The sequence below is a fragment of the Yoonia vestfoldensis genome (assembly GCF_002158905.1).
GTDB lineage: Bacteria > Pseudomonadota > Alphaproteobacteria > Rhodobacterales > Rhodobacteraceae > Yoonia > Yoonia vestfoldensis_B.
On record NZ_CP021431.1, the window covers coordinates 2497949 to 2521863 of the forward strand.

The 23915-nt window shown below is 58.8% G+C and carries 21 protein-coding genes and 2 pseudogenes; 12 read left to right on the forward strand and 11 right to left on the reverse strand.

Features of this window, described 5'->3' with window-relative positions; genetic code table 11:
- Window positions 1–216 precede the first annotated feature (216 nt).
- Entirely contained in the window at window positions 217–1941 is a 1725-nt protein-coding gene (locus tag LOKVESSMR4R_RS12490) for a PAS domain-containing sensor histidine kinase (RefSeq protein WP_087208858.1), read from the reverse strand.
- 51 nt (window positions 1942–1992) lie between these two features.
- Here LOKVESSMR4R_RS12490 and LOKVESSMR4R_RS12495 point away from each other — a divergent pair.
- Window positions 1993–2286 (forward strand): annotated as a pseudogene (locus tag LOKVESSMR4R_RS12495) (ATP-binding protein); the annotation flags it as partial.
- A 14-nt stretch (window positions 2287–2300) separates the two neighbouring features.
- On the opposite strand, the gene LOKVESSMR4R_RS20215 reads toward LOKVESSMR4R_RS12495, so the two are convergent.
- Both LOKVESSMR4R_RS20215 and LOKVESSMR4R_RS12500 read right to left on the reverse strand, forming a co-directional pair.
- A complete protein-coding gene (locus LOKVESSMR4R_RS20215; RefSeq protein WP_157898213.1) occupies window positions 2301–2474 on the reverse strand; it encodes a hypothetical protein in 174 nt (57 codons plus the stop codon).
- 546 nt (window positions 2475–3020) lie between these two features.
- A complete protein-coding gene (locus LOKVESSMR4R_RS12500) occupies window positions 3021–3446 on the reverse strand; it encodes a bactofilin family protein (protein ID WP_237331782.1) in 426 nt (141 codons plus the stop codon).
- A gap of 512 nt (window positions 3447–3958) precedes the next feature.
- Between LOKVESSMR4R_RS12500 and LOKVESSMR4R_RS12505 the strand changes: the two genes are divergently transcribed.
- On the forward strand, window positions 3959–5785 hold the full coding sequence (locus tag LOKVESSMR4R_RS12505) for a DUF927 domain-containing protein (protein WP_087208860.1): 1827 nt from the start codon (window positions 3959–3961) through the stop codon (window positions 5783–5785).
- Between the two features lie 92 nt (window positions 5786–5877).
- Here the strand turns inward: LOKVESSMR4R_RS12505 and LOKVESSMR4R_RS20220 are convergent, their stop codons facing one another.
- Window positions 5878–6192 carry a hypothetical protein gene (locus LOKVESSMR4R_RS20220; protein WP_157898214.1) on the reverse strand — a complete coding sequence of 105 codons (315 nt, stop codon included), beginning with the start codon at window positions 6190–6192 and terminating at the stop codon, window positions 5878–5880.
- A gap of 57 nt (window positions 6193–6249) precedes the next feature.
- Window positions 6250–6339, reverse strand: a pseudogene (locus LOKVESSMR4R_RS12510) (transposase); the annotation flags it as partial.
- A gap of 842 nt (window positions 6340–7181) precedes the next feature.
- Between LOKVESSMR4R_RS12510 and LOKVESSMR4R_RS12525 the strand changes: the two are divergent.
- The 4 genes from LOKVESSMR4R_RS12525 (at window position 7182) to LOKVESSMR4R_RS12540 (ending at window position 12961) form a co-directional block, all read left to right on the forward strand.
- On the forward strand, window positions 7182–7727 hold the full coding sequence (locus LOKVESSMR4R_RS12525; protein ID WP_087208865.1) for a hypothetical protein: 546 nt from the start codon (window positions 7182–7184) through the stop codon (window positions 7725–7727).
- Window positions 7728–7891: 164 nt separating this feature from the next.
- A complete protein-coding gene (locus tag LOKVESSMR4R_RS20225) occupies window positions 7892–8464 on the forward strand; it encodes a group I intron-associated PD-(D/E)XK endonuclease (protein ID WP_157898215.1) in 573 nt (190 codons plus the stop codon).
- 46 nt (window positions 8465–8510) lie between these two features.
- Entirely contained in the window at window positions 8511–10772 is a 2262-nt protein-coding gene (locus LOKVESSMR4R_RS12535) for an AAA family ATPase (RefSeq protein WP_162290730.1), read from the forward strand.
- Between the two features lie 470 nt (window positions 10773–11242).
- Entirely contained in the window at window positions 11243–12961 is a 1719-nt protein-coding gene (locus LOKVESSMR4R_RS12540; protein ID WP_087208870.1) for a recombinase family protein, read from the forward strand.
- Window positions 12962–13298: 337 nt separating this feature from the next.
- Here LOKVESSMR4R_RS12540 and LOKVESSMR4R_RS12545 read toward each other — a convergent pair whose 3' ends face one another.
- Genes LOKVESSMR4R_RS12545 through LOKVESSMR4R_RS12560 form a run of 4 tightly spaced genes read right to left on the reverse strand, consistent with a single transcriptional unit; the run spans window position 13299 to window position 16618 of the window.
- Window positions 13299–13724, reverse strand: a complete 426-nt coding sequence (locus tag LOKVESSMR4R_RS12545; RefSeq protein ID WP_087213162.1) for a rhodanese-like domain-containing protein — start codon at window positions 13722–13724, stop codon at window positions 13299–13301.
- A gap of 11 nt (window positions 13725–13735) precedes the next feature.
- The gene (locus tag LOKVESSMR4R_RS12550; protein WP_087208871.1) at window positions 13736–14464 is read right to left on the reverse strand and encodes a DUF1499 domain-containing protein; all 729 of its coding nucleotides are present in this window, start codon (window positions 14462–14464) and stop codon (window positions 13736–13738) included.
- Window positions 14457–15767 (reverse strand): MFS transporter, encoded by a 1311-nt coding sequence (locus LOKVESSMR4R_RS12555; protein ID WP_087208873.1) that lies wholly within the window; start codon window positions 15765–15767, stop codon window positions 14457–14459. Before LOKVESSMR4R_RS12555 ends, LOKVESSMR4R_RS12550 begins: the two co-directional genes overlap by 8 nt.
- Complete coding sequence (locus LOKVESSMR4R_RS12560; RefSeq protein WP_087208875.1) at window positions 15764–16618, reverse strand: sterol desaturase family protein; 855 nt, start codon at window positions 16616–16618, stop codon at window positions 15764–15766. Before LOKVESSMR4R_RS12560 ends, LOKVESSMR4R_RS12555 begins: the two co-directional genes overlap by 4 nt.
- A gap of 88 nt (window positions 16619–16706) precedes the next feature.
- Between LOKVESSMR4R_RS12560 and LOKVESSMR4R_RS12565 the strand changes: the two genes are divergently transcribed.
- Window positions 16707–17369: an ArsR/SmtB family transcription factor gene (locus tag LOKVESSMR4R_RS12565; protein WP_087208877.1), complete on the forward strand. Its 663-nt coding sequence runs from the start codon at window positions 16707–16709 to the stop codon at window positions 17367–17369.
- 153 nt (window positions 17370–17522) lie between these two features.
- On the opposite strand, the gene LOKVESSMR4R_RS12570 is transcribed toward LOKVESSMR4R_RS12565, so the two are convergent.
- A complete protein-coding gene (locus LOKVESSMR4R_RS12570) occupies window positions 17523–18515 on the reverse strand; it encodes a helix-turn-helix transcriptional regulator (RefSeq protein ID WP_157898216.1) in 993 nt (330 codons plus the stop codon).
- A 237-nt stretch (window positions 18516–18752) separates the two neighbouring features.
- On the opposite strand from LOKVESSMR4R_RS12570, the gene LOKVESSMR4R_RS12575 reads away from it, so the two are divergent.
- Window positions 18753–19349, forward strand: coding sequence for a hypothetical protein (locus LOKVESSMR4R_RS12575; RefSeq protein WP_087208881.1), 597 nt, complete (start codon window positions 18753–18755; stop codon window positions 19347–19349).
- 14 nt (window positions 19350–19363) lie between these two features.
- Here LOKVESSMR4R_RS12575 and LOKVESSMR4R_RS12580 read toward each other — a convergent pair whose 3' ends face one another.
- Window positions 19364–20629, reverse strand: coding sequence for a tyrosine-type recombinase/integrase (locus LOKVESSMR4R_RS12580; RefSeq protein WP_087208883.1), 1266 nt, complete (start codon window positions 20627–20629; stop codon window positions 19364–19366).
- Between the two features lie 836 nt (window positions 20630–21465).
- Here LOKVESSMR4R_RS12580 and LOKVESSMR4R_RS12590 point away from each other — a divergent pair.
- The 4 genes from LOKVESSMR4R_RS12590 to LOKVESSMR4R_RS12605 are packed head-to-tail and all read left to right on the forward strand — an operon-like array spanning window position 21466 to window position 23898.
- On the forward strand, window positions 21466–21729 hold the full coding sequence (locus LOKVESSMR4R_RS12590) for a hypothetical protein (RefSeq protein WP_087208887.1): 264 nt from the start codon (window positions 21466–21468) through the stop codon (window positions 21727–21729).
- The gene (locus tag LOKVESSMR4R_RS12595; protein ID WP_087208889.1) at window positions 21726–22121 is read left to right on the forward strand and encodes a VRR-NUC domain-containing protein; all 396 of its coding nucleotides are present in this window, start codon (window positions 21726–21728) and stop codon (window positions 22119–22121) included. Before LOKVESSMR4R_RS12590 ends, LOKVESSMR4R_RS12595 begins: the two co-directional genes overlap by 4 nt.
- The gene (locus LOKVESSMR4R_RS12600) at window positions 22118–23128 is read left to right on the forward strand and encodes a helix-turn-helix domain-containing protein (RefSeq protein ID WP_087208891.1); all 1011 of its coding nucleotides are present in this window, start codon (window positions 22118–22120) and stop codon (window positions 23126–23128) included. The genes LOKVESSMR4R_RS12595 and LOKVESSMR4R_RS12600 overlap by 4 nt, the downstream gene beginning before the upstream one ends.
- The gene (locus tag LOKVESSMR4R_RS12605) at window positions 23125–23898 is read left to right on the forward strand and encodes a hypothetical protein (protein WP_237331783.1); all 774 of its coding nucleotides are present in this window, start codon (window positions 23125–23127) and stop codon (window positions 23896–23898) included. The genes LOKVESSMR4R_RS12600 and LOKVESSMR4R_RS12605 overlap by 4 nt, the downstream gene beginning before the upstream one ends.
- The last annotated feature ends 17 nt before the right edge of the window (window positions 23899–23915 follow it).

The window sequence follows — 23915 nt, forward strand, 5'->3', positions numbered from 1 at the left end:
TCGAGCCCCACACGCAAGGCAATCATCTGGCCCGTTTAAGACTTGCATATGGGGTTCGTACCAACATAGGTTCCAAAGCCACCACAGAAATTTTGTTATCAAACTGATATCGTTGGCGTTATCGCGTTTTTGGCTCTCCCATTCTATACTGAAAGCCTTGTACGGATCCATAGTGATTGGGTCACGCAATTGGGCGTCGCGATCCCGTCAGCACATTTATCCATATTTCCTTTCCTGAACAGCTGGATAAGTAAGTGGCCACGCGACGTAGAAAGTGGTCCCGTCACCTAGCGCGGTTTCCAGCGCGATGGCCCCTCCTGTCTCGCGCACGATTTCCGCGATGACTGGAAGCCCCAGTCCTGTTCCCATGTGCCCCTTCGTGGTGAAATGTGGTTCCCACAGCCGGTCCCTGACCTCCGGCGTGATGCCGGTTCCGGTGTCACTGATCTTGAAGAGGGCATAGGGGCCCTCCGGGATTTCACCGACCTCGATGTCTGCGGTCTTCGGGATGGTATCCCTGCGTGACAAAGAAAGAGCGATCTCCTGTTCCCCGTCGCCCAGGGCGTCCCGACCGTTCAGCCCAAGATTCAGCAGAACCTGCATCAGCTGAAGTGGATCAACCTGCGCTATGATCGGCTCGTCAGAGAGATCGACCGTGATTTTGAGGGTGTGGGATGCACCGAGTTTCAAGATGTCCGCGGCCTCATCCAAGAGGTCCGCCAGGTCGGCTTCTTTGGTCTCACGCTGTCCGGTGCCAAGAGACCGGATCGGCTTCAGCAGGGAGACCGCTCGTCCCGCGGTCGCATGAATATTTTTCAAAGCTTGGGGAAGCCTGGCCCCAGCTTTTTCAAGGGAAGGGTCGGAGAAGTGCAAAATGATCATGAGCAGGTTGGTCAGATCATGCGTCAGCCCTGCCGCCAAAAGATTGATGATTTCCTGCCGCTGCGCCAGCTCGATTTGGTCCCGTATCTGAAGCCGCTCTCGCACGATCGCGTTGCGTGCGGTCACGTCCCTGTTGATGCAGATGATCTTTCCATCAAGCATCTCGGTCAGGCTGAGCTCCTGCTCAAACGTCCCGCCGTCTGCACGGAGAGCCACGGCCTGCCCGGTCCAGAGTCCTTGATCTCTAAGGGCGGGAAAGGCCTCTGCTGCCAACCCGGCCGCGACCTGCGGTGAATAGAGACTATGCCAAGGCTGACCAGTCAGTGATTTAGGGTCGTCATGTCCGAACATCACCGCATGCGCAGGGTTTGTGTAGAGGATGGTTCCTGCGTCATCGGTAATCGTGATCCCCTCCTCGGTCGCTGTAATAGCCGCGGACTGCATCGCAAGCTCTGCCTCCAGCTGCTTCTGACGAGAAATGTCCAAAAGAACACCCGAAATCCGAGCAGGGCGCCCGTTAGCATGATGATCCGAGACCCCGCCTCGGCCCAAAACCCAGATCCAGTGGCCAAGTCGATGACGTAATCGATACTCGACCTCGAACGCGGCGGCGGTCCCGTCCGCACATTGCAGAAATCCCGCCTCGGCCGCGTCAACGTCTTCCGGATGTACCAACGCACGCCATCCCTCGCAATCGAGGGAAATGACGGCCTGCCGATCCAGACCCAGCATCTCGATCCAGCGATCATTCAGATCGCTTTCACCGGTTGCAAGATTGACGGTCCATGTGGCGGCCTGCGCGCCGGAGATCACCTCTTGTAGAGCGACCTGTGTGGTTTTGAGGTCTGTGATATCGACGAGCATATGCACACGTGACCCGCTCACGGTTGACCGCACCGTAACACGAAACCAGCGTCCATCGGAAAAACGCATCTCCTCTTCGAACACCTGGCGTTCCCTCTGCACAAGACGGTTGCGCAGCCACTGCTCATGCTGCTCCTCGGGGATATCGATAAGACCGTTGCGCAGATCACGTCGGAGGATTTCTTCGAAACGCATGCCGGCGATGACCTCTCCCTTAGCGCTGCCATGCAGCCGAGCATAGTCCAACTGCTCATTCTCGACGACTGGGGGACCCGCGGGCTCACAGACCAGCAGCGTCTCGATCTACTCGAACTCTTCGAGGAACGTTACCAGAGGCGCTCTACAATCATTACCGCCCAACTGCCCGTCTCAGGCTGGCACGACATGATCGGCGAACCCACAATCGCAGATGCCATCATGGACCGAATTGTTCACAATGCCCACCGCATCGAACTCAAGGGAGACAGTATGCGTAGAAAAGATCAAACCGTGAACTTGACCCACCGCGAAAATACCGAAACACTCCAATCAGAAACATAACTGCAGGCAGACGATCAGCCGCGCCCGAACTGTCCGGTAATTACTGAAATGGCTGTCCGCGATTTAGCGAAATAGCTGTCCGGTAATTCTGAAATCCGCAATGAGCGCTCTGCTCTTACCAATTGAGCTACAGGCCCGACGCGCGGTTTGTGGAAGAATTTTAAAGCAAACGCAATCAGGCGTTTCATAGACGATCTCGCGGGATTGCACATTCATCAGGCGACAGCCAGTACATCGTACTTTCGGCACCACATCACCGAAGGCCGCAGGGGGCAATTTAATCTCGAGATTGCCTGCCGGTCATTAGGTTGGGAGTGCAGCCAAGCCCACTCAACTGAAGAAACGAAACATGTGGTTTTGTCATTTGAGAAGAGAGAGAGCGGCGGCACCACCAGGGAGGAAATGTACCGCCGCTTTAATCCATCACGATCCTGGGAGGAGGGATGACCGTGAGAATTCTCTTGTAGGCACGCTTAATCCAAATTGCTGCATGCGCACAATAAACGCGTTCGCAATGCCGGTATGCAGCGGAAGCATCGCAGCCCAAACTGTCAGGACATAGGTTCACAATGCCCACTCCACGAGAAACGGTCCACACAGATCGGGCGGATTGGGGCTGCGGTTGCTGTGGATCGGACACTGCGTAGCCGCTGTGACTGTGTCGAGGCCGAGACACCAAAGTCTGTCAAGGGAAGTGCCGCCATTCAGGCAGCCGGCGTCCCTGTGATGTTACACTATGTAATGCACGACCTGTTGTCTGAGATGTTCCGCGGCGCGGCCTCGACCTGACCTTCAATATTGGCGCCTTCATCTATCGTAATGACTTGCGTTTGAACCTGTGCTGAAACCCGTGCCTGTCTCTTGAGTGTCACATTAACCGCATAAATCGTGCCATCAAGCGAACCAGCTATCGTCACATTACGGGCCCGTACATTACCCCGAACCTGGCCATTTTCGGTCACAACGAGCGTGTCCGCGGTCACATCACCAATAATAGAGCCACCAAACTCGACGATCCCGTCACTCTCCCAGTTTCCATTAATGGTAATTCCATCATGCACAACCGAGCGACGGCGGTCCCCGTTGGGAAAAGTTGCCAAGTCTCCCGGCAGGCCAGATGACGATTGTGACAGCAATTTATTAAACATCAGCAGCACCATGTTTGTTTCGCGCGAACCCAATGGGTAGAAACATCGATGGGGTCAAGTCCGCATCCTGCAATTTGATATAAGCACGATGGAATATGGCGACAGCCCACGGCGCGCGCGCAAATGGCGCTGGCGTTCCTGACGACTGATTGCACGCCGCCTGCGAGCAGTCCTACGCGCGTGTCATCTGCAAGCAATAGGCTGGGGGCAGAGCGACAGCTGCAGGCCTCCCTCAATGCGGGATGGACAACATGGTGCAACCATCGAAACTATCACCAGGCAGGTGACGAACGTGGCTCATGCTTATAGATAATTATTTATATACTTTTGCAAGTGGACAGTTGGACAATTGGACAGCCACCTTGTGGTTGCAGGCTGCATTCGCTGGAACAAAGGCAATTATCAAGAATATTGCCCTTTATGTCCAAGCGTCCAACTGTCCAATGTTTTTTATTGTTATATTGATTTACTTGACTGCGTGCAGTATCATCCTTCAATCGACAATATGACGGGATTTGTAAAAAATGTATTTTGATGATTTTGAGCTGCCACCACTGCCGGACGAGTTTCCTGTCGCGACCATTCATAAATCGCAGCCTGAAGATGACGCTGGCTTTCAGAGAGAAACAATCGGGGGCCTGCCGCCTGGATATGAATTCGTTACTCGGTACGGCGTGATCAATCGTCTGGTTGGAAAAAAAAGGGAACGCCTCTGCGGACCATTGAAATGCTTGTCACATCTAAAAAATGCCTCCGGAACCGAAGCGGCTCTTCTGTTTGCATTTATTGACCGGGAACAAAACATCAAAAAATTGTCCGTGTCGGCAGACGAGCTAATGTGCCGACCGTCTGAGGTCGTCGCAAAATTCGCAAATCATGGTCTGGAAATTTTTGGGACTGCCGGCCAATTTGCTGCTTTTCTAAAAGCCTGGCGCCCTCAACACGGGCGCCTCATGACAAAAAATGTGGGCTGGTTCAAATCCGAAAAACAGAATGCTTTCATCCTGCGTAGCGGTGATGTCTTATCGCCTGAGACAGATGAAAACGTAGTAATCTATACCGGACAGCGTGAAGCTCTGGACGCATCAACGACGGCTGGCGGCCTAGAAAATTGGAAAAAACTCGTCGCTGCGCCGGCAGCAAATAATCCAGCCCTTGTGTTTGCGATCTCAGCGGCTCTTGCAGCTCCATTGCTAGACATTCTTAATCTGAACGGCGGTGGATTTAATCTGCATTCAAGAACATCTGCCGGGAAGACAACAACGCTCTTCGCTGCGACGAGCGTGTGGGGTGATCCGGCCTCAATACCGCAGTGGCATGGCACTCAAACGGGCTTTGAGATAGCAGCTCTCAGATCAAACGATAATCTGTTTGCGATCGACGAATTCAAGGAGGGCGATCTAAGGTCTTCCACGGCGATCATATATTTCATTCTGAATGGCTCTGGCGCTCTACGATCAGATCAAAACCTGTCTTTCAGGCAGCCGTCCAAGTGGTGCAATATCGTCCTGACCACCTCAGAGTCTGCGTTCACCACACACTTCAAGAACGCAAAAAAGGAAATGCCCGAGGGGCTCACAGTCCGTCTTGCGGATATCAATATTGGCAAGTTCAAACATGGCGCCTTCAACGATATTGGGGACTTCGAGAATGCGGGAAAGTTCAGCGATGTGCTGCGCCAGAACTGCAGCCTTCATTATGGACGCGCAGGACCCGCTTTTGCGGAGCGACTTGTGAACCTTTCGAATGCGCCGAATTGCGACGATGTCTTCAGGAAGATTAACAAGCTGCACACACGAATAACGCAGTATCTCGCAGAAAGCATTCCGCCAAAGATCGAACTGGATGGACCATATTACCGTGTGCTGGATGTCCTCGCATGTTGTGTGGTTGCAGGGCTTCTTGCAACCCGCTGTAATATTTTACCTTGGGACCGAAATGAAGCTATCCGATCTATCATCCCCATTGCGAAAATTTGGGCGGAAGAACGCAGCATAGCCGTCGTCGACATGCCAACGCGTCTCATCCGTCATCTGCAAGACTATATTCGCAAAAACACGACCCGCTTTGCTGACCTTGATGCCGGACAATCCGTTGAGATTCAGCGACAACTGGGTTGGTTTAGCGACAACAGGCTCGACATCAAAGCCTTAGAGCTTCGTTCAATCTGCGGAAACATTATCCCGTCTGAAACGGAGGCCATCAAGCTTTTACATGCATCTGGCATCCTCATCCCTGGAGGAGAGGCCAGGTCCCTGCAACACCGTGCGTCACAAAAGATAGATGAACGGCGTACACGCGTATATCGTCTGGATCTGAGTATTCTATTCCCAGATGAAAACCCGTTTTGAGCCGCTCGTGAGACGTTGCGTCACCTCGCGAACGCCTGCGTGCGCGCACCGCCTCAAGGTTAGCGAATGCTGTTTTCTTTGATAACGGCAATTCAATAGTGAGCCAGGGAAGTGATGAGATTGTCTTGCTGCGGGCATAGTAAAATTTTGCCACTTGAGCCCTCTCTGTTTGCAGGTTGCCCCACAAAAGATGGAACATCCCCGCCACCATCAGACACGACGATCGGCGCAAATCTAAAGTCGCCGTCATCGCTGGCAAGCAAGACCAACCTGCCATTGCGTCCCAGAAGACTGCGCCATGAAGACTGCGCCATTTCGATAAATGCTTTACCCAAAGCCCATACATCGCCGCAACTGCATTCACAGTCACACCCGGCCACGATCCGCGCGATGATCGCATCTGGCACATGATCTCATCTGGCAACCGCCGCTGACCGTTAGCCCTTATGCCCAATCCGCATCATGCGCAGATGCGCCTTGAGCTTAGAGAAGGCCATCTCGATCGGGTTCATGTCTGGGCTGTATGGTGGCAGGAACAGGAACCAGCATCCGGCTTCACACATAACACCGCGCGCCGCTGCAAGCATGAAGAACCCCTCAAAGTAGCCACCATGCGCACTGCGTTATCCGAAGGACAACGGTGATATCATTTTGCCGGAAAGCGCTTAGCATGGCGTCCTTGGTTCATGCCCAATTCATCTGCCCCGACTTTACAGCGTTTACTGCCAGATCCTTTATCGGACAGGGAAGTCTCCAAACGACTACATGTCCGATAATAGCCTGGTCACGCCTTTTATCGCCGGAGATTCCGTCATCAAAACGTTTTTCCTGTCCGATAATAGGGAGTATAGGGTTCCACGGACATTTATCGGACCCAAATTTCAGGTCTGCCGCTGTACACAAGGCGAGCAAGAAGTCTTGGTGATCGTCTATCACTTGGATGGTTTTCGCCATGCTAAAAGTAAAAAACAGACACCCCTTGGATGCCTTGTCATACCCCACTGGCAGATCATAAGCGGCATGCGTTTACCGGCGACGAACGCAAGCCAGGCCGAACATACACAGAGCCAGTCATCCTCCTGCAGCCTCAGCCAACGTGACTATTTCTGTTCAGCCTCAAGATACCCTTTTTCAGTGAGCCACTCTTCTAAAATCATTTCTGCCATTGATGCGACTGATCTGCGATCAGCTGCAGCTGCGCTCTCAAGCGCAGACTTCAGAGTTGGAGTTATCCTGAGACCCAAGGGGGCTGTGCGACGTTCGCGTTTTTCTGACATTGTTAGCATTTTCTAGTTGACCCAATCGATAAGCCAGTTTATACATACATCTGCTAACATTTACAACAGGGCCTGATGGTGTTCCAGCACCAATCAGACCCCTAACCGCCAAAACCTGTATGGAGGTCCTGATGGCTAATATTGCGTTTACCACGTCGCTTGTTGCGGCTGAAGCCCTGACGCTTGCGTCAATTACATCTTTGTTTGAAGAGTTTCTTTCATCGCTTCCGGCGTTGATCGAAGACGAGAAGGATCTGTCGGGATATCTTGGCTGCGATCCTGCGGTCGATGCGTGGATTATTGCGGCGGATGCGTCCCGCGCGGTGACGTTGGAGTATTGCACTCGGATGCTGAGCCTGTGCGCGTTTGGACCGCAAGAGCAGAGCCTGCAGCGGGTTGCCCGGCTGTTCAAAGCCGCAATGCTGACCGAGAGCCCCAATCTGGTGACCCGCCTGCGCAACCATGCCACGACACGCCAATGGGCCTATCTGGTATCGCCCGGGACGCCGGGGGCTTTGCAGTATAACGCGATGCTTGTGACGGCTCTTTGTGCATTTGAAGCCTATCTGTCGATTGAGGACGGGGTAGTTGATACCCTGGCAGATCCGCAGGGCTACGAAGGTCACATGCGCGACAGCGGGACGACCGACGGCCCGACTGTCTGACGCTGCCTCTCCCCACCTCTGGACGGGCGTTCAGAATGACCTGCGCCGCCGTCCGATATCCCACCTCCACCTGCAGGCGTCGCCTTCTTGCTGTCTTGGAGCCCAGTCCTCCGAGCCGTGCCAGTTCCTGCGCCGTCTCCCCTCATCCATGAGGATTTTACGCTATGTCACAGCACTCACTTCATACCTTCCAGCCGCCCGCTTTCACATCCGATGATGTCAAGCGCCTGACGTCGCTGCACGGCTTCCCCGACATTACCGCGATCGCGGTTCAGCATCATGCACAGCAAATCGGACACGCCGGCGAATGCCTGCACGATAGCCTCCTGATCCGGCGCGGCGAACGGCTTGTCCCCGCCCCAACCGGTGCTCCGTTTGATCGGGTTATCTTCCGCCCCTCCGCCATTGTTCGGATTCAAGTCAAAACCTGCGCCACAAGCAGCGCCGACGGTTCATTCAGGTTTCGGATGCAGAAAGGTTTTCGCCATAGCGGGATCGGTACAAAGCCCTATCTCGATGGGGATTTTGACCTCGCCGCATTCGTCTGCCTGAGCGAGAACACCGTGTTCTTTTCTGCCTCTACCTGCGCAAACATTCGGATACCCGCTGCACGTATCCCGCAGCTACGCGCCAATCCCTATGACAGCTTTGACACAGCCATGTCCGCGCTGGGAATTGCCCCGCTGCACGATCCCGACAGACCTGCACAAAGTGCGTCAGACCAACACCCCCTCTAGGCCAGTGCCCTACCGCCACCAATCTCATTTTTTCTGGAGCCCTACCATGATGACAACGCCCCTGCCGACCCCGAACGACCAGACCTCCATCCACTCAACTTCTACGAACACCCCTGATTGGCAGCTGTTTTTCGAGGACTGCATCGCCCTGTTTTCCACCGCGTACCCGCCAAGCTGGGCATTCAATCAAACCAGCGTGCCGATGCACGGCATCACAGAGGAGGACTTGCCACTACAGGAAGTCACCGAGACCAACGAACACTCCCAAATGCAGCATGAAGATTTGTCTGGAAGCTTTGACGATCTCTGCGCAACAATCGAACGCGAGATCGACGGAATCGACAGCGATTTTGATGACACACTGCACTGGACACCCTTGCCCGCCAAGGCATGGCAGCCCAAACCTGTCGCCCTGCTCGCGCTGCTGCGCCTAACGCGGACCTTCGGAACGCCCGACGCCCTTGGCGACGCACTGTTCACGCCAGGCAGCCTAACCCTTCTAAGCACCGGATCATCCGCCCTGGAGAAGGTCATCCTCAAACTGATCCAGTATATTATCGCGTCGGATCTGATCTCGCGCCCCAAGGTAGTTGATCCCCTCTTACTCCTCGGGGACGAGGGGGTGAACAGCCGCGCCCGAACACCCAACACGGTGCTAGCCGACCTCTCGGAAGATTTGCGCCATGCAATCGAGACACGCGCCCCGGTGACGCTGATCACGTCTATTGTTGGAGCAGCACCACCGGCAATCCGCGACCTGCAACCCGATGTGATCTCACTTGCCCCCCTTGATCGCACCATGCTTCATTTGCTGCTCGCACACGCCTATCCCGATATGGCGCTTCCCGGTGACCTTCTGGAGAACTTGCCGGAGGATAGTATCGTGAGTCGCCTCAGCCCAGATCAGCTCACGTTGTGTTTGCGCGCCCCGGAGCCCCGCGCAGCGGCCACAAACATCACGCAAGAGCTCACCCCCTCGGCAAAGTCAGGGTTCAGACTGGACGCGTTTCCTCTGCCACAGCAGCTACGAGCACCACTGAACCAGCTCATTTCCGACTTACGCGGATGGCAATCCGGCGCAATCGCCTGGCAAGATGTGTCGCGTGGCCTGCTCTTTGCAGGCCCTCCAGGGACAGGCAAAACAGAACTCGCCCGTCTGATTGCCAACGAGGCAGGCATCTCTGTTATTGCAGGCTCGGTTGCCTCTTGGCAATCTTCGGGCGGGAAGTCTGGCGACTTGGTGCGCGCGATGAAGCAGGATTTCGCACGCGCTGCAGAGATGGCACCATGCCTGATCTTCATCGACGAACTTGACGCCTGCGGTGACCGCGCACGGAATGATCACAACGCAAGCTGGGTGGAGTTTGTCGTGAGCGCACTGCTTGAATGTCTCGATGGCTTCGCCAGCACCGAAGGGGTGATCGCGATTGGCGCCACCAACTATATTGATCGGATCGATGCTGCAATTCGCAGACCGGGGCGGTTCGATCACATTATCCAGATCAGCCATCCGACACCGGACCTCTTGCCGCAGGCCATCCGCTGGCATCTGCAGCAGGATTTACCCGACATCGATCTAAACGGGATTGCCGCGCAGACGGTGGGGATGTCTGGGGCCGAGATCGGTTCAATGGTGCGCCGCGCCCGCGCGAACGCCCGCACGGCCGGGCGTGATCTGCAACTGCATGATCTCCGCACTGCACTGGCACAAACCAGACCAGCACTTCCAAAATCGTTGCGCTGGCAGATTGCGGTGCACGAATGCGGCCATGCGATCACCGGCACAGCCACCGGCCACACTCAACCCCAGATGCTTGCGCTCCAAAACGGAGGCGGGATCACTCAGCAGGCTTTCTGTCAGTCCGGCTTACATCGTCAGGATCTGGAGGCGCACCTTGTTGTGACCCTTGCCGGGCGCGCAGCAGAAGTGCTGCTTGTCGGGCAACCTTCGGCCGGCGCGGGCGGCGCGACGGAAAGCGACCTCTCGCTCGCGACACAAACCGCCATCGCTATGGAGCGCAGCTGGGGGCTCGGCGAGACACGCGCCTGGTGGGGCCCACCAGAAAGCGTGATCCGCTGCCTTCGGGATGATGGCAGGCTCCAGGCCAAGATCGAAGCCCATCTTCACCGCGCCGAGAAACGGGCCTGTCAGATCTTGCAACAAAACCGCGTGCTGCTGGAAGAGATGGCCACGCAGTTGATGGAAACAGGCCTGCTGACAGGCGCCGCACTTACCGGTTTCACCGACCGCGTGCAGGTGGAAGCCCCTACACAGTCTAACCCCACCCCTCAAAAGACACAGGCCTGATCGCCGCACCCGGGCGGGCGCCATGCCCGCGCGCAGGTGCAGCAGTATATCCTCCGCAGATGTCTGTCTTTATGAAGGCCTCTCGGAGGTTATCCACAGGTTTTCACGGGCGGATGTATTGGATCTCTTTGGGAACGGCCAAAGCCGGGGTATAATCATGCTTAACCGGCAGAACGCCGCGACGTCAGATGCTTTGTCTGCGAAGAACGCAGAGGGCATCCAAGAACGGTGCGCAGGATGCCCAAGAAAGAGAATGCCCTGGAACCACTGGGGGATAACCAGAGACACGTCAGATACTCTGAACAGCCACAGGTCGACGATTTCGCAAGTCAAAGCACGACCCTGAGCGCCCGCGCGGCTTGGCTTGAGACGATCCGGGCACTGGCTCGGGCAGCTGCGCGCGCGGATCATGAAGCGGCCATCCGTCACGACGGGCGATCGCGATGCACCATTCAGAAGTGAGCAAAACCATGACGGGACAAATCCGAGCGGCGATTTACGCCAGATTTTCCACCGATATGCAGCGGGATGCGTCAATCGATGACCAGATCAGGTCATGCCGTGAGTATGCGGCGCGCCAAGGGCTGACGGTGGTCGAGACCTATTCGGACCGGGCCGTATCAGGCGCGAGCCTCATGCGGTCTGGTATGCAGAAGCTTCTGCAGGACGGGCGCAGCGGTTTATTCGATGTTGTCATCAGTGAAGGGTTGGACCGCCTGAGCCGCAACCAGGCAGACATCGCGCAGATCTACCAAACTCTTCTATTCGCCGACGTGATGATCGAGACCGTAGCGGAAGGCGCGATTTCAGAGATGCACATCGGCTTAAAAGGAACAATGAACGCCATTTTCCTGAAGGATTTGGCCGTCAAGACGCACCGGGGCCTCAAGGGCCGTGCTCTGGCGGGTAAATCCGCAGGCGGGCTTACCTATGGATACAGCGCGGTTAACAAAGTTGCTGCCAACGGTGAGCCAATCCGGGGCGACCGGACCATCAATGCAGAAGAAGCGGCCGTGGTCCGGCGGATTTTCCAGGACTATGCGAAGGGGTTGTCGCCCAAGAAGATTGCCGAAGCCCTTAATATCGCGCACATCCCTGGTCCCCAAGGCGGCAACTGGGGAACATCCACCATCCATGGCAACAGGGATCGCGGGACAGGGGTCCTAAACAATGAGCTCTATATCGGCCGCCAGATCTGGAACCGGTTGCGCTACGTCAAGGACCCACAAACTGGCAAGCGGATTTCTCGCCTGAACCCGGAAAGTGACTGGGTCATCACGGACGTACCAGACCTGCGCATCATCGATGATGACCTCTGGAAGCAGGTCCGCCAGCGACAAGGAAGCCTGAAGTCCAAAGGCACTGGCGTTCCTGTATGGAATCGACGGCGCCCTCGGACACTCTTTTCGGGGCTCATGGAATGCGGCTGCTGTGGATCAGGGTTTTCAAAGATCCAAAAAGACAGCTTTGGCTGCTCCGCGGCCCGCAACAAGGGCGAGGCAGTCTGCACCAACAAACGGCTTATCAAACAAACGGAACTGGAAGCCCGTGTTCTGGATGCGTTAGCCAATAACCTGATGGACCCGGAGGCCGTCAAGGTGTTCTGCGAGGCCTACACGGCGGAACGCAACCGACTGGCGGCGACAGCAACGCATAACCGCGCCGGGATCGAGAAGGAACTGGCCAGCACCAAACGCGACCACGGCAAACTGGTGGATGCGATCATCGCGGGCGTTCCTGCGGATCAGGTGAAGGACAAGATGATTGCGCTGGATGACCGGCGCAAGGATCTTGAGGCCAAACTTGCTGTAGCCGACAATCCCCCTGCCCAGGTTCGACTTCACCCGAAGATGTCCCAGACCTATCGGGAACGCGTGGCAGCCCTGATCCGGGGCCTCGCTGAGAGTGAGGGGATGGAGGAAGCCCGCGAGGCGCTACGGGGCCTGATCGAGAAGGTTGTGCTCGTCCCCCGCGAGGAGGGGTCAGGCCTGACGATCCAGCTTCACGGCGCCTTGGCGAGCCTCTTGATGCTGGCGACGGGGGCATCGACCCATCAGGTCGCCCGAATGGCCTCAGGGGCTCAAAACGCCAAAAGCTCCGCCGTGGCGGAGTTTCAAGATTATGATATCATTGACAAATTAGTGTTGGTTGCGGGAGTAGGATTTGAACCTACGACCTTCAGGTTATGAGCCCATTATTTAACGATTCCAATAACTTATAAATTTCAAAGACATAGGCGACAAGCCTTTGAATTCACAAATTTTCAGCCCTGAAACTCGCTGACATCGGCCCACATCCACCGTGCCTTACACTAAAAAAATGACGTACGTTCGTTGACATGGCGTTGACATGGCTGATCGTTCGATGAAGCGGAAGATAATCGTTTTCGACCCACAGCCGACCTTCGCACCTGGTGCGGCGGATGATCAGAGCCAGCCCAAACCGGCCAGATCGTAGGTTTCTGGCCGGCTGCTAATTTTCGTCGCTCACAGTTTGCTAATCACGCCGTCGCAGCGCGTTAAACGGTTACGGCTTGTAGGCCGCATCCTGCTGCCAGCCGGTGAAGCCAGTCTGCATGACGACGACGTTCGACCGCCCCGCAACCCGCAGGGCGAAGGCCGCCTGAGCCGACAGGCTGCCAGTGTTGCAGAAGAGGATAGTCATCCGGTCCTCGGGGATCTCGTCGATCCGGTCGAGTACCTCGCGCCACTCGATGTTGACGGCGCCAGGGATCGTGCCTTCCTCGAACTGGCCCGCGTCGCGGGTATCGACGAAGAGTGCTGTCTCGAAGACGGTCTGGTCGAGTTGCTGAGGCAAGATGATACCGGACTCATATTCCGAGAACATCATATATTCTTGCATCGCTTCGACAGCAGCTTCCTGCGCCATTGCGGGCACAGCATTGATGCAGAACGCGACTGAGGTCGCCAAGAGTAGTTGCTTGAGTTTCATCCATTGTCTCCTCAATTTGGATGTTGCGTGTGAACTGTCTCTAAATCGGCGAGAAACGCCGCAATCCGTCGGGCGTTAGCCCCACGGTCAATTTGGCCGAGTCGCGAGCGCGAGCGCATGTCGATGCGGGCGCCGCTGTCGGTTTCGGCCACACGGATCGCCACCTCGTCCTCGAAGCCGAACAGGCGGCTTCGGGCAATGGCCTCGATCTGGCTCTCCGCGGGATCGGCCGACAGCACCTCCCAGCCGCGGTCCTCCACGAGGGCGAGCGCCGCCGCGAACGCGTCGTCAACGGGCAGCGACAGGTCCAGCGGGCGCACATCCGGATAGGCGGCGCGCTGCGACTCGGCGTTCTGCGCGGGGTAGTCACTGGGCGTGGCGGTGAACCAGAAGACGGGCGGATCTTCGTTGTCGGTCGAGATGTCGTTGATCGGCGGCGTGGTGCGGGCGGCGATCTCGAAGGCCGCGCCAAGGCCCGCGACGGGCAGCGACAGGATCAGCCCCAGCAGGACCGCGCCAGCGCCGCCCCTCCTGCGGCGGAGCCAGACCACCAGCCCGGCCAGCGCGGCGATGACGCCGGCACCCGCCGTCCAGGCGCCCCAGCCGGCAAGGTCATAGGCCTGCGGCCAAGGCCAACCGCCCACCCGGAAGCCCCAGACAGAGACTGCAAGAAGCGCGATTGAGGCGACGCCCAACAAGATCGAAAGGAAGCCCAGAGGGCGGGCAAGCGTGTCAGGCATCTGCGATCTCCCGAGGGCTGGCAGGATTCAGCCGCGGATGGGTTTCTTCGGAGAACCAGAACAGCAGGCCGCCGGAGACGAACATGGAGATCGCCACGAACCAGAAGGCGGCTTCGGCCGCGCCCGTCAGGCTGGCGGCAAGGCCGAGGCCGAGCGCGCCGATGGCGTAGCCGAAGTCGCGCCAGAAGCGGTAGATGCCGATGGCCGAGCCGCGCCATGCGGGCGGGGTGATGTCGGCCACCGCCGCCGAGAGGTTCGGGTAGAGCAGCGCCATTCCGAAGCCCGCCACCCCGGCCGAGACCGACCACCAAAGCGCGCCGGTGCCCATGACCACCATCGCCACGCCCGCGCCGCAGATCCACATGCCGAGCACGTTGGGCCAGAACCGGCCGACATGGTCTGACAGCCGCCCGGTGATGAGCTGCGAGCCGCCCCAGACGAAGCCGTAGGTGCCGACGATCCAGCCGACCTCTGTGAGGCTCGCGCCCTGTGTCACGAGGAAGGCGGGGAACAGCGCCCAGACCAGCGCGTCGACGAACTTCTCGACCAGCCCCGCCTGTGAGATCGCGAAGAGGCGGCGGTCGCGCCAGCTCATCAGCGCGAAGACCTCGCCCGTTGTGGGATGCTCGGACACGCCTTCGGGGTAGCGCGGCAGGGATTTCGGGGGGGCTGCCTTGTGCGCGGCCGTCTCCGCCTTGGCCCATGGCAGCGTGTCCTTGACCCAGACAACCGTCAGGACTAGCGCCAGCAGGACCACGGCCATGCCGAAGACGAGAAGCCCCGTCCGCGCGCCCAGCCATTCGGCGGCATAGGCGGTCAGGATGCCCGCGATCGCCACGCCGACATAGCCCGAGAACTCGTTCAGCCCCATGGTCAGGCCGCGTTCCTCGGCCTTTGTGATGTCGAGCTTCGACGTCTGCGTCATCGACCAGCAGAGGCCCTGATTGACGCCGAGCAATACGGTCGCCGCGACGATCCAGTTCCAGTCGGGCGCATACCAGATCATCACCGGGATAGGCAGCGCCACAACCCAACCCCAGAACAGCACCCGCTTGCGCCCGATGCGTTCGGACCAGCGCCCGGCGACAAAGTTCATCACCGCCTTCACCGCACCGAAGGCCACGACGAAGGACGCCAGCAGCAGGAACGAGCCGCGCTCGAGCCCGAACTCGCTCTCGGCCAGCGCCGGGACCACCGTCCGCGTCATCCCGATTGCGAAACCGACCAGCATCACCTGGATCAGCTGATGCGCGACTTGGATCTTGTTCTCGCGGATGCCGCGTTGAAGCGTGTGTTCCGTCATTCCGCCGGTTCCTTCGTAGTAATGCGTCGATCAAGCGCATGGCCTGATGCAGGGCCGCGGACGGGCTGAATCAACATTCGGTCAAGCCACAGGTCGCGGCGCGTGCGGAATTGCTCGATGCCGATCTCCATCCCCTCATGCCCCTTGGCCGGTTGGGCGATGTAGGTTCCCAGAAGCCGGTCCCACCACGGCAGGTTGAAGCCGTAGTTCGAGTTGGTCTCGCGCGGGTCGGTGGAATGGTGGACGCGGTGCATGTCCGGCGTCACGACGATGAGGCGCAGCACGCGGTCCACCGGGCGAGGCAGGTCGATGTTGGCGTGGTTGAAAAGCGCGGTGGCGTTTAGGATCACCTCGAACAACAGCACCGCGACGGCGGGCGGTCCGAGCGCCGCGACCACCGCCAGCTTGATCCCCATGGAGATGAGGATCTCCACGGGATGGAAGCGCAGGCCGGTCGTGGCGTCAAAATCAAGATCGGCGTGGTGCATCCGGTGCAGCCGCCAGAGCCCCGGCACCGCATGGAACATCACGTGCTGAAGGTAGATCGCCAGGTCGAGGACGAGCATGGAGACGACGACGGCAAGCCAGAAAGGTACGTCGATGTTGTTGAACAGGCCCCAGCCACGATCCTCGGCCATGACGGCCAGACCGACCGCGAGGATCGGAAAACTCAGCCGCAGGATGACCGTATCCACCACCACCAGAGCAAGGTTGTTCGTCCAACGGATGACGCGCGGGATTTCTCGCCTGCGCCGCGGGGCCGCCACTTCCCACAGCGCCATGCCCGCCAGAACACCCAGAAAGATGGCAAGGCGGATCGTCGCCTCAGTGGCAAGGATGGTCTCGGACATAGATCGCTGGCCTTGGGGCTTGTGGGGCGCGATGGAATCGCTATTATTCAAGTTATCGCTTGAATGATCTAACGTCTGGAGACATTCCTTGTCAATCAGCCCGAAGCTTGCCCTCTTGGAGGAATATGCCCTCGTCGCGCGCGCCCTGTCCGCCCCGGCGCGGCTAATGCTCCTCGAACAACTCGCTCAGGGTGAACGCGGCGTGGAGGCGCTTGCGGAGAAGACGGGCTTGACCATCGCTAACTGCTCGCAACATCTGCAACAGCTCCGCCGCGCCGCCCTGGTCACCAGCCGCCGCGACGGCAAGGCAGTGATCTACCGGCTGACCGACGCGAATACGCTAACGCTGATGGACATTCTGCGCATAGTTGCGGAGCGGAACCTCGCGCAGGTCGAGCGCATCCTGCGAGGGCTTTCAGGCGGCGAGGATGCCCCCGAACCGGTAAGCAGAGAAGACTTAGCAGCCCGGATCGCCGAAGGTTCTGTGACCGTGCTCGATGTACGCCCCGCAGACGAATACACCGCAGGTCACATTCCGGGCGCGCTCAACATGACGCTGACGGACATCGAACGGATCGTCCCGATGCTCGATCCGGCCGCCGAAATCGTTGCTTATTGCAGGGGTCCCTACTGCGTCTACGCTCATCAGGCCGTGACCGCCCTGCGCAAGCGTGGATTTACCGCCCGACGCTTAGATGGCGGCCTACCAGAATGGCGCGAAGACGGGCGACCAGTGCTCACTGAAGCATGATAAACTAGCTGAGCATTGAAAAATAAGAAGCAGAACGTTCTCGTAATTTTGAGTTACAACCCCGGAAACCGTCTGCCGAACAGGTGCGGGTGAACGGCCAATTCCCGCCATAGAGCCTTGTAGAACTATTCGCAGGCCCTACTGGCCCCTGCATCATGGCAACACGCGAACCGATGCGTCCCGGTATGCTAGTGCCATCTCCCGCAACGCCGCCGGCTCAACTACCTCAACCTCGCTCCCCCACTTCGCAAGATGCCAGGCCATCTCGACCAGCCCGCTGGCCTCAAAGCTGACCAGCAACCCGCCATCTTCCAAATCAGTCATTTCCTGCTTGGGATGAAACTCAAACTCCCGCGCCGTCGGCGCAGCGGCTGGGCTGAACCGCCACACGACCCGGCTGAACTCTTCGTCCGAGTGAAACGACCCGAACGATCGGGCGGCATAGGCCTCAAGATCGAACTCCCTGTCTCTTTCGAACCAGTCGTTGGTGATCTCGGCCTTTTCGATCCGATCCATGCGGAAGCGGCGCAGGCTGGCATCTTTGGCGGTATCACGGGCAATCAAGTAATGCCGCGTGCCGAGCAGGATCCCATAGGGCTCGATCACGCGCTTGCGCGGCTTTGCATCCTGCGCCCCCTGGTATCGGATGATGAGCCGGAAGGGCCCTCTGAGGGCAGCCGAAACGATGTTCAGCACAGCCGGGGAGGTTTTGACCTTTGGGCCTGGGCGGCAGGCATAGCCTTTGGCCTCGAGGATCGCCTCAGCATCCACCTCCATGCTGCGCGCCTGCGCTGACGGCAAGGTTGCCACCAAGCGATCTCGCAGCGACCGTAGCGCATCCACCTCCATATCCGCGCCCTCGCGCTCAGCCCGCGTGATGCCGGCCTCGAGCGCGACGAGTTCGCGGCGGTAGAGCCCCTGCATGCCAAGCATGCTGGTGTCGCGCAACTTCCACCGTCGCCGCCGCTCGCTGTCCGTCTGATGGGAGATACTTGGGAAGACATCTTTCAGGGCAGCGATCATGCGCTGGGCGGTCCGCTCATTAACGCTGAACTCTTCGGCGACTTCTTTTACGGTGATGCCGCCGTGCCGGCTGGCGGACATGCCCGCGAGCTTCAACAGGCCTTGTGCCTTTTGGAACGACATGACGCCCATCCCCGACAGTTATTGACGTAGTGCATGGGTTATAACGCGAAAGAGGACGATTCGTCCTAAGGATGCCGATCGATTGGAGAATTTGGCAGTCGCCGCATGAGCGTGAGTGCGGGGGTGTAGCTTCATGCGGCCGGCACCCCGGAGTTTCTGCCTCGCTGCCACTTGGGCGGCGTCAGCAACTTGCCAGGCCGCCCGCTGTCTTACCTCGACATCAGAACTGGAGCCCACATGGCACTACCTCAAAGAGCATTCTTCACCCTGCACGAAACCGCATCCCGATGGGGCTGCACCATCGCCGACATTGGCGGCTGGGCCACCGAGGGCAAGCTGGACATCGTCACGGGGGTTTCTCTCGCGATCTGCGGCGACGAGAAGGTCTCTGGCAAGATCACGATCTCGCCGATGGACATGCTGCCCCTCTTTCGCCGCAGCGGAACCGGCCCCACGGTCATCAAGCTACAGCGGATCAAGCCAGAGCATTCCGAGGAGTGGTGCTACGTCACCGAGCCCGCGGATGGGATCGAGGTGTCGATCGCCGACCTTTTGATCACCGGTCAGGACGTGCTTCGGTTCGAAGACGAATATGACCTGCTGCGCCGCATTGGCGGCGGCACTGGCGCGCTCTCGCCCTACGACTGGGAAGGCATGTATGTGGCCCTGCTGAAGCGCGTCCACGAACATGGCATTCCAGAGACCCAGGCCGAACTGATCGGTTATCTTCAGGACTGGTTCGCCGATGTGGCCGAGAACGGGGAGATCCCCGACGAAAGCACAATTCGGCGTCGCTTGCGCCCCTTCTGGCGCGCCATGCGCGGCGAGAAGTAAGCAGGCCCCAGCATTCAGGCCCGCTTTGCCTCTTTCTCGGCATCCGCGTCATGCACAATCTTCGGGCGTGGCCGGAACATGCCGGCCACGGCATCGACCCCGGCGCGCAGCGGCGAGTCCATCAAATGCGCATAGCGCAGGGTCGTCTGCATTTGACTGTGCCCCAGAAGCTTCCCGATCATTTCTAACGAGGCGCCGCCGCTGACCAAGAGCGAGGCGAATGTATGACGCAGGTCATGGATGCGCACATCCGGAAGGTCTGCCTCGCGTTGCACCTTCACCCAAAACCGACGGATTTCCTTGACAGGTTGTCCCGGCACATCGCCCGGGAAAAGCCAAGGATTGCCCTTTGGCACGACAAGCGCCCGCTGGCGCACGATCGCCGCAACATCGGCCGAGATCGGCACCCGGTGAATTTTGCGCTGCTTTGTGGTGGCTGCGGGCTTTGACCAGATCCCCAGCTCCAGATTGAATTGCTCGAACTGCGCCTGCCGCACCTCACCCACGCGGGAGCCTGTCAGCATGCAGATACGGATGATCCCCGCAGCGCGCTGATCCTCGGCCGCATCCAGCACCTCGGCAAGCCTGCCGATTTCTTCATGGGAGAGAAAGCGTTCGCGCGCGGTCTCGACGCGCTTCTTGAAACCGGCGGCCGGATTGTCCGTACGCCAGCCCCATTGGATGGCGAGGTTAAACATCTTGCGCAGCACCTCTCCCACGCGGTTGGCGCGCACAGGTGTGGGCTTGCGCCCCTGCATCTTGCGCGCACGATTGTTGGGCTTCGCCTTCGAGGGCCGCGCCCTGCCTTCTGCTATGAGGTTCAACAGCTTTGTGACGTCATGTGGTGTGATCTCGGTCACCAGCTTATTGCCCCAATGCGGTGCGACGAGCTTGGTCAGGAAGGATTTATGATCAGACGCGCTCAAGGGCGTCAGGGTCGAGGCATGCTCAGCAAGATAGCGCTCGATCATGTCGTTGAAGCGAGGGACTTCGCGCAACGTGTCGCGTTCTTCCAGAGGATCTGTGCCCTCGTCGATCAGGCGGCGTAGGTCTCGGGCCCGCTCCCGGGCGGCAGTGACGCTCCATTCAGGCCAGCGCCCAATCGCCATGCGGCGCTGGCGGCCGGCGAAGCGGTAATCCATCACGAAGGACCGCTCGCCAGAGGGCATTACGCGGATGGACAGCCCACGTATTTCAGTATCGAAGACTTGGTACGCTCGATCCTCTTCCGGGATCTGCTCGCGCACAGTTTTATCATTTAATCGCAATCGGTTGACCATGTTTATACCTCCTTCATGCACATGACACAGGCGTAGATGTGCAGGCTTATCAAGCGAAGCATGAGGCTTTGGCCGGCATACAGGCGGTGACCGGCGTTGATGCGCCAAAACCCTACCAGTCATTGAAAACATTGGAGAAAATTCCAGACGGCGTTCATCGCGCTGGGCGAATCTGCCCGCCAGCGGAGTATGTTTCGCGGCCTAAAGCGCGCGCCAGAGGGCTTCTCGCTCCCAGAACAAGGCCCGATTTTGTAAATTCCGTTTAAAATCAATGACCGGCAAGGGGCCGGACCCCTTGCCGGTTGGGCGAATACCCTTGAACGCCCGTGAAACCCACTGAAACACGCCGAAATCTTGTAAATTGGCCAGTTTTGGGCCGCCGAGACTCTCCGGCGGTCAATTCGCCAGCGCTCTGCGGCGCCTTCGGCTGCGCCCGCCACTCGGGCTAAAGCCGCAAAAGCCCAATGATATCAATGACCGGCAGCCATTTGGCGCATCACCGCCGGTCTCCGCCTTCCCGCCACCCTTTTCCGTCTGCGCTTCTGAAGCCCTGAACCCTGCCCGCGTCGGGCCAAACTCAGGAGAAACCAGATGCCAGACCTTGGAACTGCCCCCCGATCCAGTAGCCCCCAACGCCTGATGAGCGGTTGGATCAGCCGCCTCGACCTCGCCCTTGAGCTTGGGGTCACCGTCGAAACCCTGCACCGCTGGGAGAAGATCCGTTTCGGCCCGCCCTGCGTGCGCGCTGGCCGAAAAATCTATTACCGCAGAGATGCGGTGCAGGATTGGTTGATGTTGCAGGAAGCCCCTGCCCCACGTCGCGCGGGGTCTCGCCGATGAGTATTCCCCTTCCCTTCCGCAAGCCCAGTGCCCGGGACCGCGTCCGCCAGGAGTGGATCGAAGAGCGCCGGCGCGAAGCGCGCATGGTGGTCGCCGATATGGTTCACCATTCCGACTATCTCGTTCGACTCGCCTGCAATGTGCTGGTCCAGCATGGTGAATCCCCTGAGGAGCGCGAGGACGCGCGCATCCTGCTTGTCGTCCTCGATGCCAAAACGCCTGGGCGGCTGCCCGCGCCAGATCGGGAGGGCCGCTCATGAAGCGACGCGGAACTCCAGAAGCTGATCCGCAGCGCGCTGTCGTGACCGCGCTGCGCTTTGCTCTCCCAAAGGGCGCCATTATCCATCACTGTGCCAATGAGGTGACTGAGACCGGCCCACGTGGGGCCAAACGGCAAGCGATCCTCGTTGGCATGGGGGTACATCCCGGCTTTGCCGACCTGATCATTCTTTGTGACGGCAAAGTCCTTTTCCTCGAACTGAAATCCCTCAAGGGGCGGCTGAGCCCAGCGCAGGAGGCGTTCCGTGATGTTGTCATGGCGCAGGGCTTTGGCTGGGCGCTGGTGCGTTCGCTTGATGACGCGCTGGGCGCCTTGGCAGACCACGGGTTCACAACGCGTTTGGCCTCTCCAACTGGGAGGGCTGCGCCATGAGCCATGCTGCAACCAACTGGGCCATTCAGCAGCGTGGGCTCAAGCCCACCACCAAAATCGTCCTCTGGCATCTCTGCGACCGGTTCAACCCGGACTTCGGCTGTTTTCCATCCCAAGAGCAGCTCGCCCATGATTGCGAGATCAGCCGATCAACGCTGAATGACCACCTGACGCTCCTCGAGAGCGCAGGACTGATCCGCCGCGTGCAGCGACTAAATCCAGGCACCAAGCGACAGATGCCAACCCGCTACATCTTGGCCTTCGAGCCGGGCTTTACTCAAGATCGCGCGGTCCCGGGTCCGGAAACCGGACACGGCTTCGATGCGACCCACACAGGCGAAGCTGAGGATTCGGAAATCACAGCCATTTCTGAGGATAACGCTGTGGATAACCCGCATCCGTGTCCGAAATCCACACACGGAGCCGTGTCCGATTTTGACCCCGACCCGTGTCCGGAAAATGCCGATTCCCGTGTCCGAAATCCGGACAGTAACCTTGTAAGAGAACCAGTAAGTAAACCAGTAAAGGAGGAGGAGGACGCGCAAGCGCGCGAAATCGTCGATGAGGAGTTTTTTGGATCGGTGCTGGCGGCACTGGGCCTTGATCCCGGCGGCCCCCTCCCCGGCTGGTGGCAGGGCTGGCCACCCCGAGAGCATGTGCGGCGCTGGCGGACTGACCTCGGGCTGACCGAGACGGATATCCTCGCGGCTGCGGAAGCGTCCCGCCAAGAACACCCTGAGCCACCAGATGGGCCCAAGGGGCTGGATCGCATCATGCAGCGCGCGGCCCAGCGCAAGGCGAATGAAAAATCCCGGGGTCGGCGCAAAGCACGCAAGCCCGCGAAGTCGGAAACCAGGCCAGTTACCGACCTTCCCGTCTTTTACGCCGACATGGTCAACTCTGATCGCTACCTGCCCGTCAGCGCGATCTCCAACTCCATGCGCGATGCCATGCTGGCCCGCGGCCTCGTGACGGTCGAGCGTCTGCGTGAACGAGGTATCCGATGAAACACGATCGCAAATTGCACCCCTCATCACGGCAAGCTGGTCACGGGCGGCCGAAACGCGTCATGTCCGTGCAACAGGCGCTAGAATGGGCGTTTCGCGTTGAACATGCACAGCTTGAACTACCCGAACCGCTCGACCCCGAGCGTGGCCAGGGATTTGGCTTTGGTCTCGAATATGTCCTCATGCAGCGGGCGGCGCTGGGCTGCAAAATTGACGGCGGCCAGTACAAGATGGGCACCTACACGCACGAGGATGCCGAAGTGATCGCTGCCACCGTAGCTGGGATGCCAGATCACCTCGGCGGCAAGCGCATGGCTATTCGTGTGGCAGAACTCGCCCGAGCTGGGCTGACGCCCGACTGGATGCCAGGAGCGATGCCGCGCTGCGTGCCGGTCGAGATGAAGCGCAATCGGCACGGGGATCATGCAACGACCGTAGTGGTGGGCACCGAGCGGGTGTTATCGCGCGGGAAGTGGCGGACTGTAGAAGTGCGTGCATGCCCGGTGATGTTTCGGCCGGATGCCCGGCAGATCGAGGGAGCGAGGCGGGCTTACAGCGAATGGCGGCAGGCGCTGGTGTGGATCCAGGATGGGCTCATCTCTGGTGGTATGTTGAGAGACGTCGATGTGACAAGTGTGACGCCAAAGGCTCAGCCGTGGGCGTCGAATGAAGGCAGTCAGTATGGGCGGAAAGCGGCCTTACGACGACGCGACGCAGTATTGCGGGATCAACTGGAAGCGGAGACTCGCCTTACCAGTAGGTGCCTCTGACAAGATGCACACGCGGT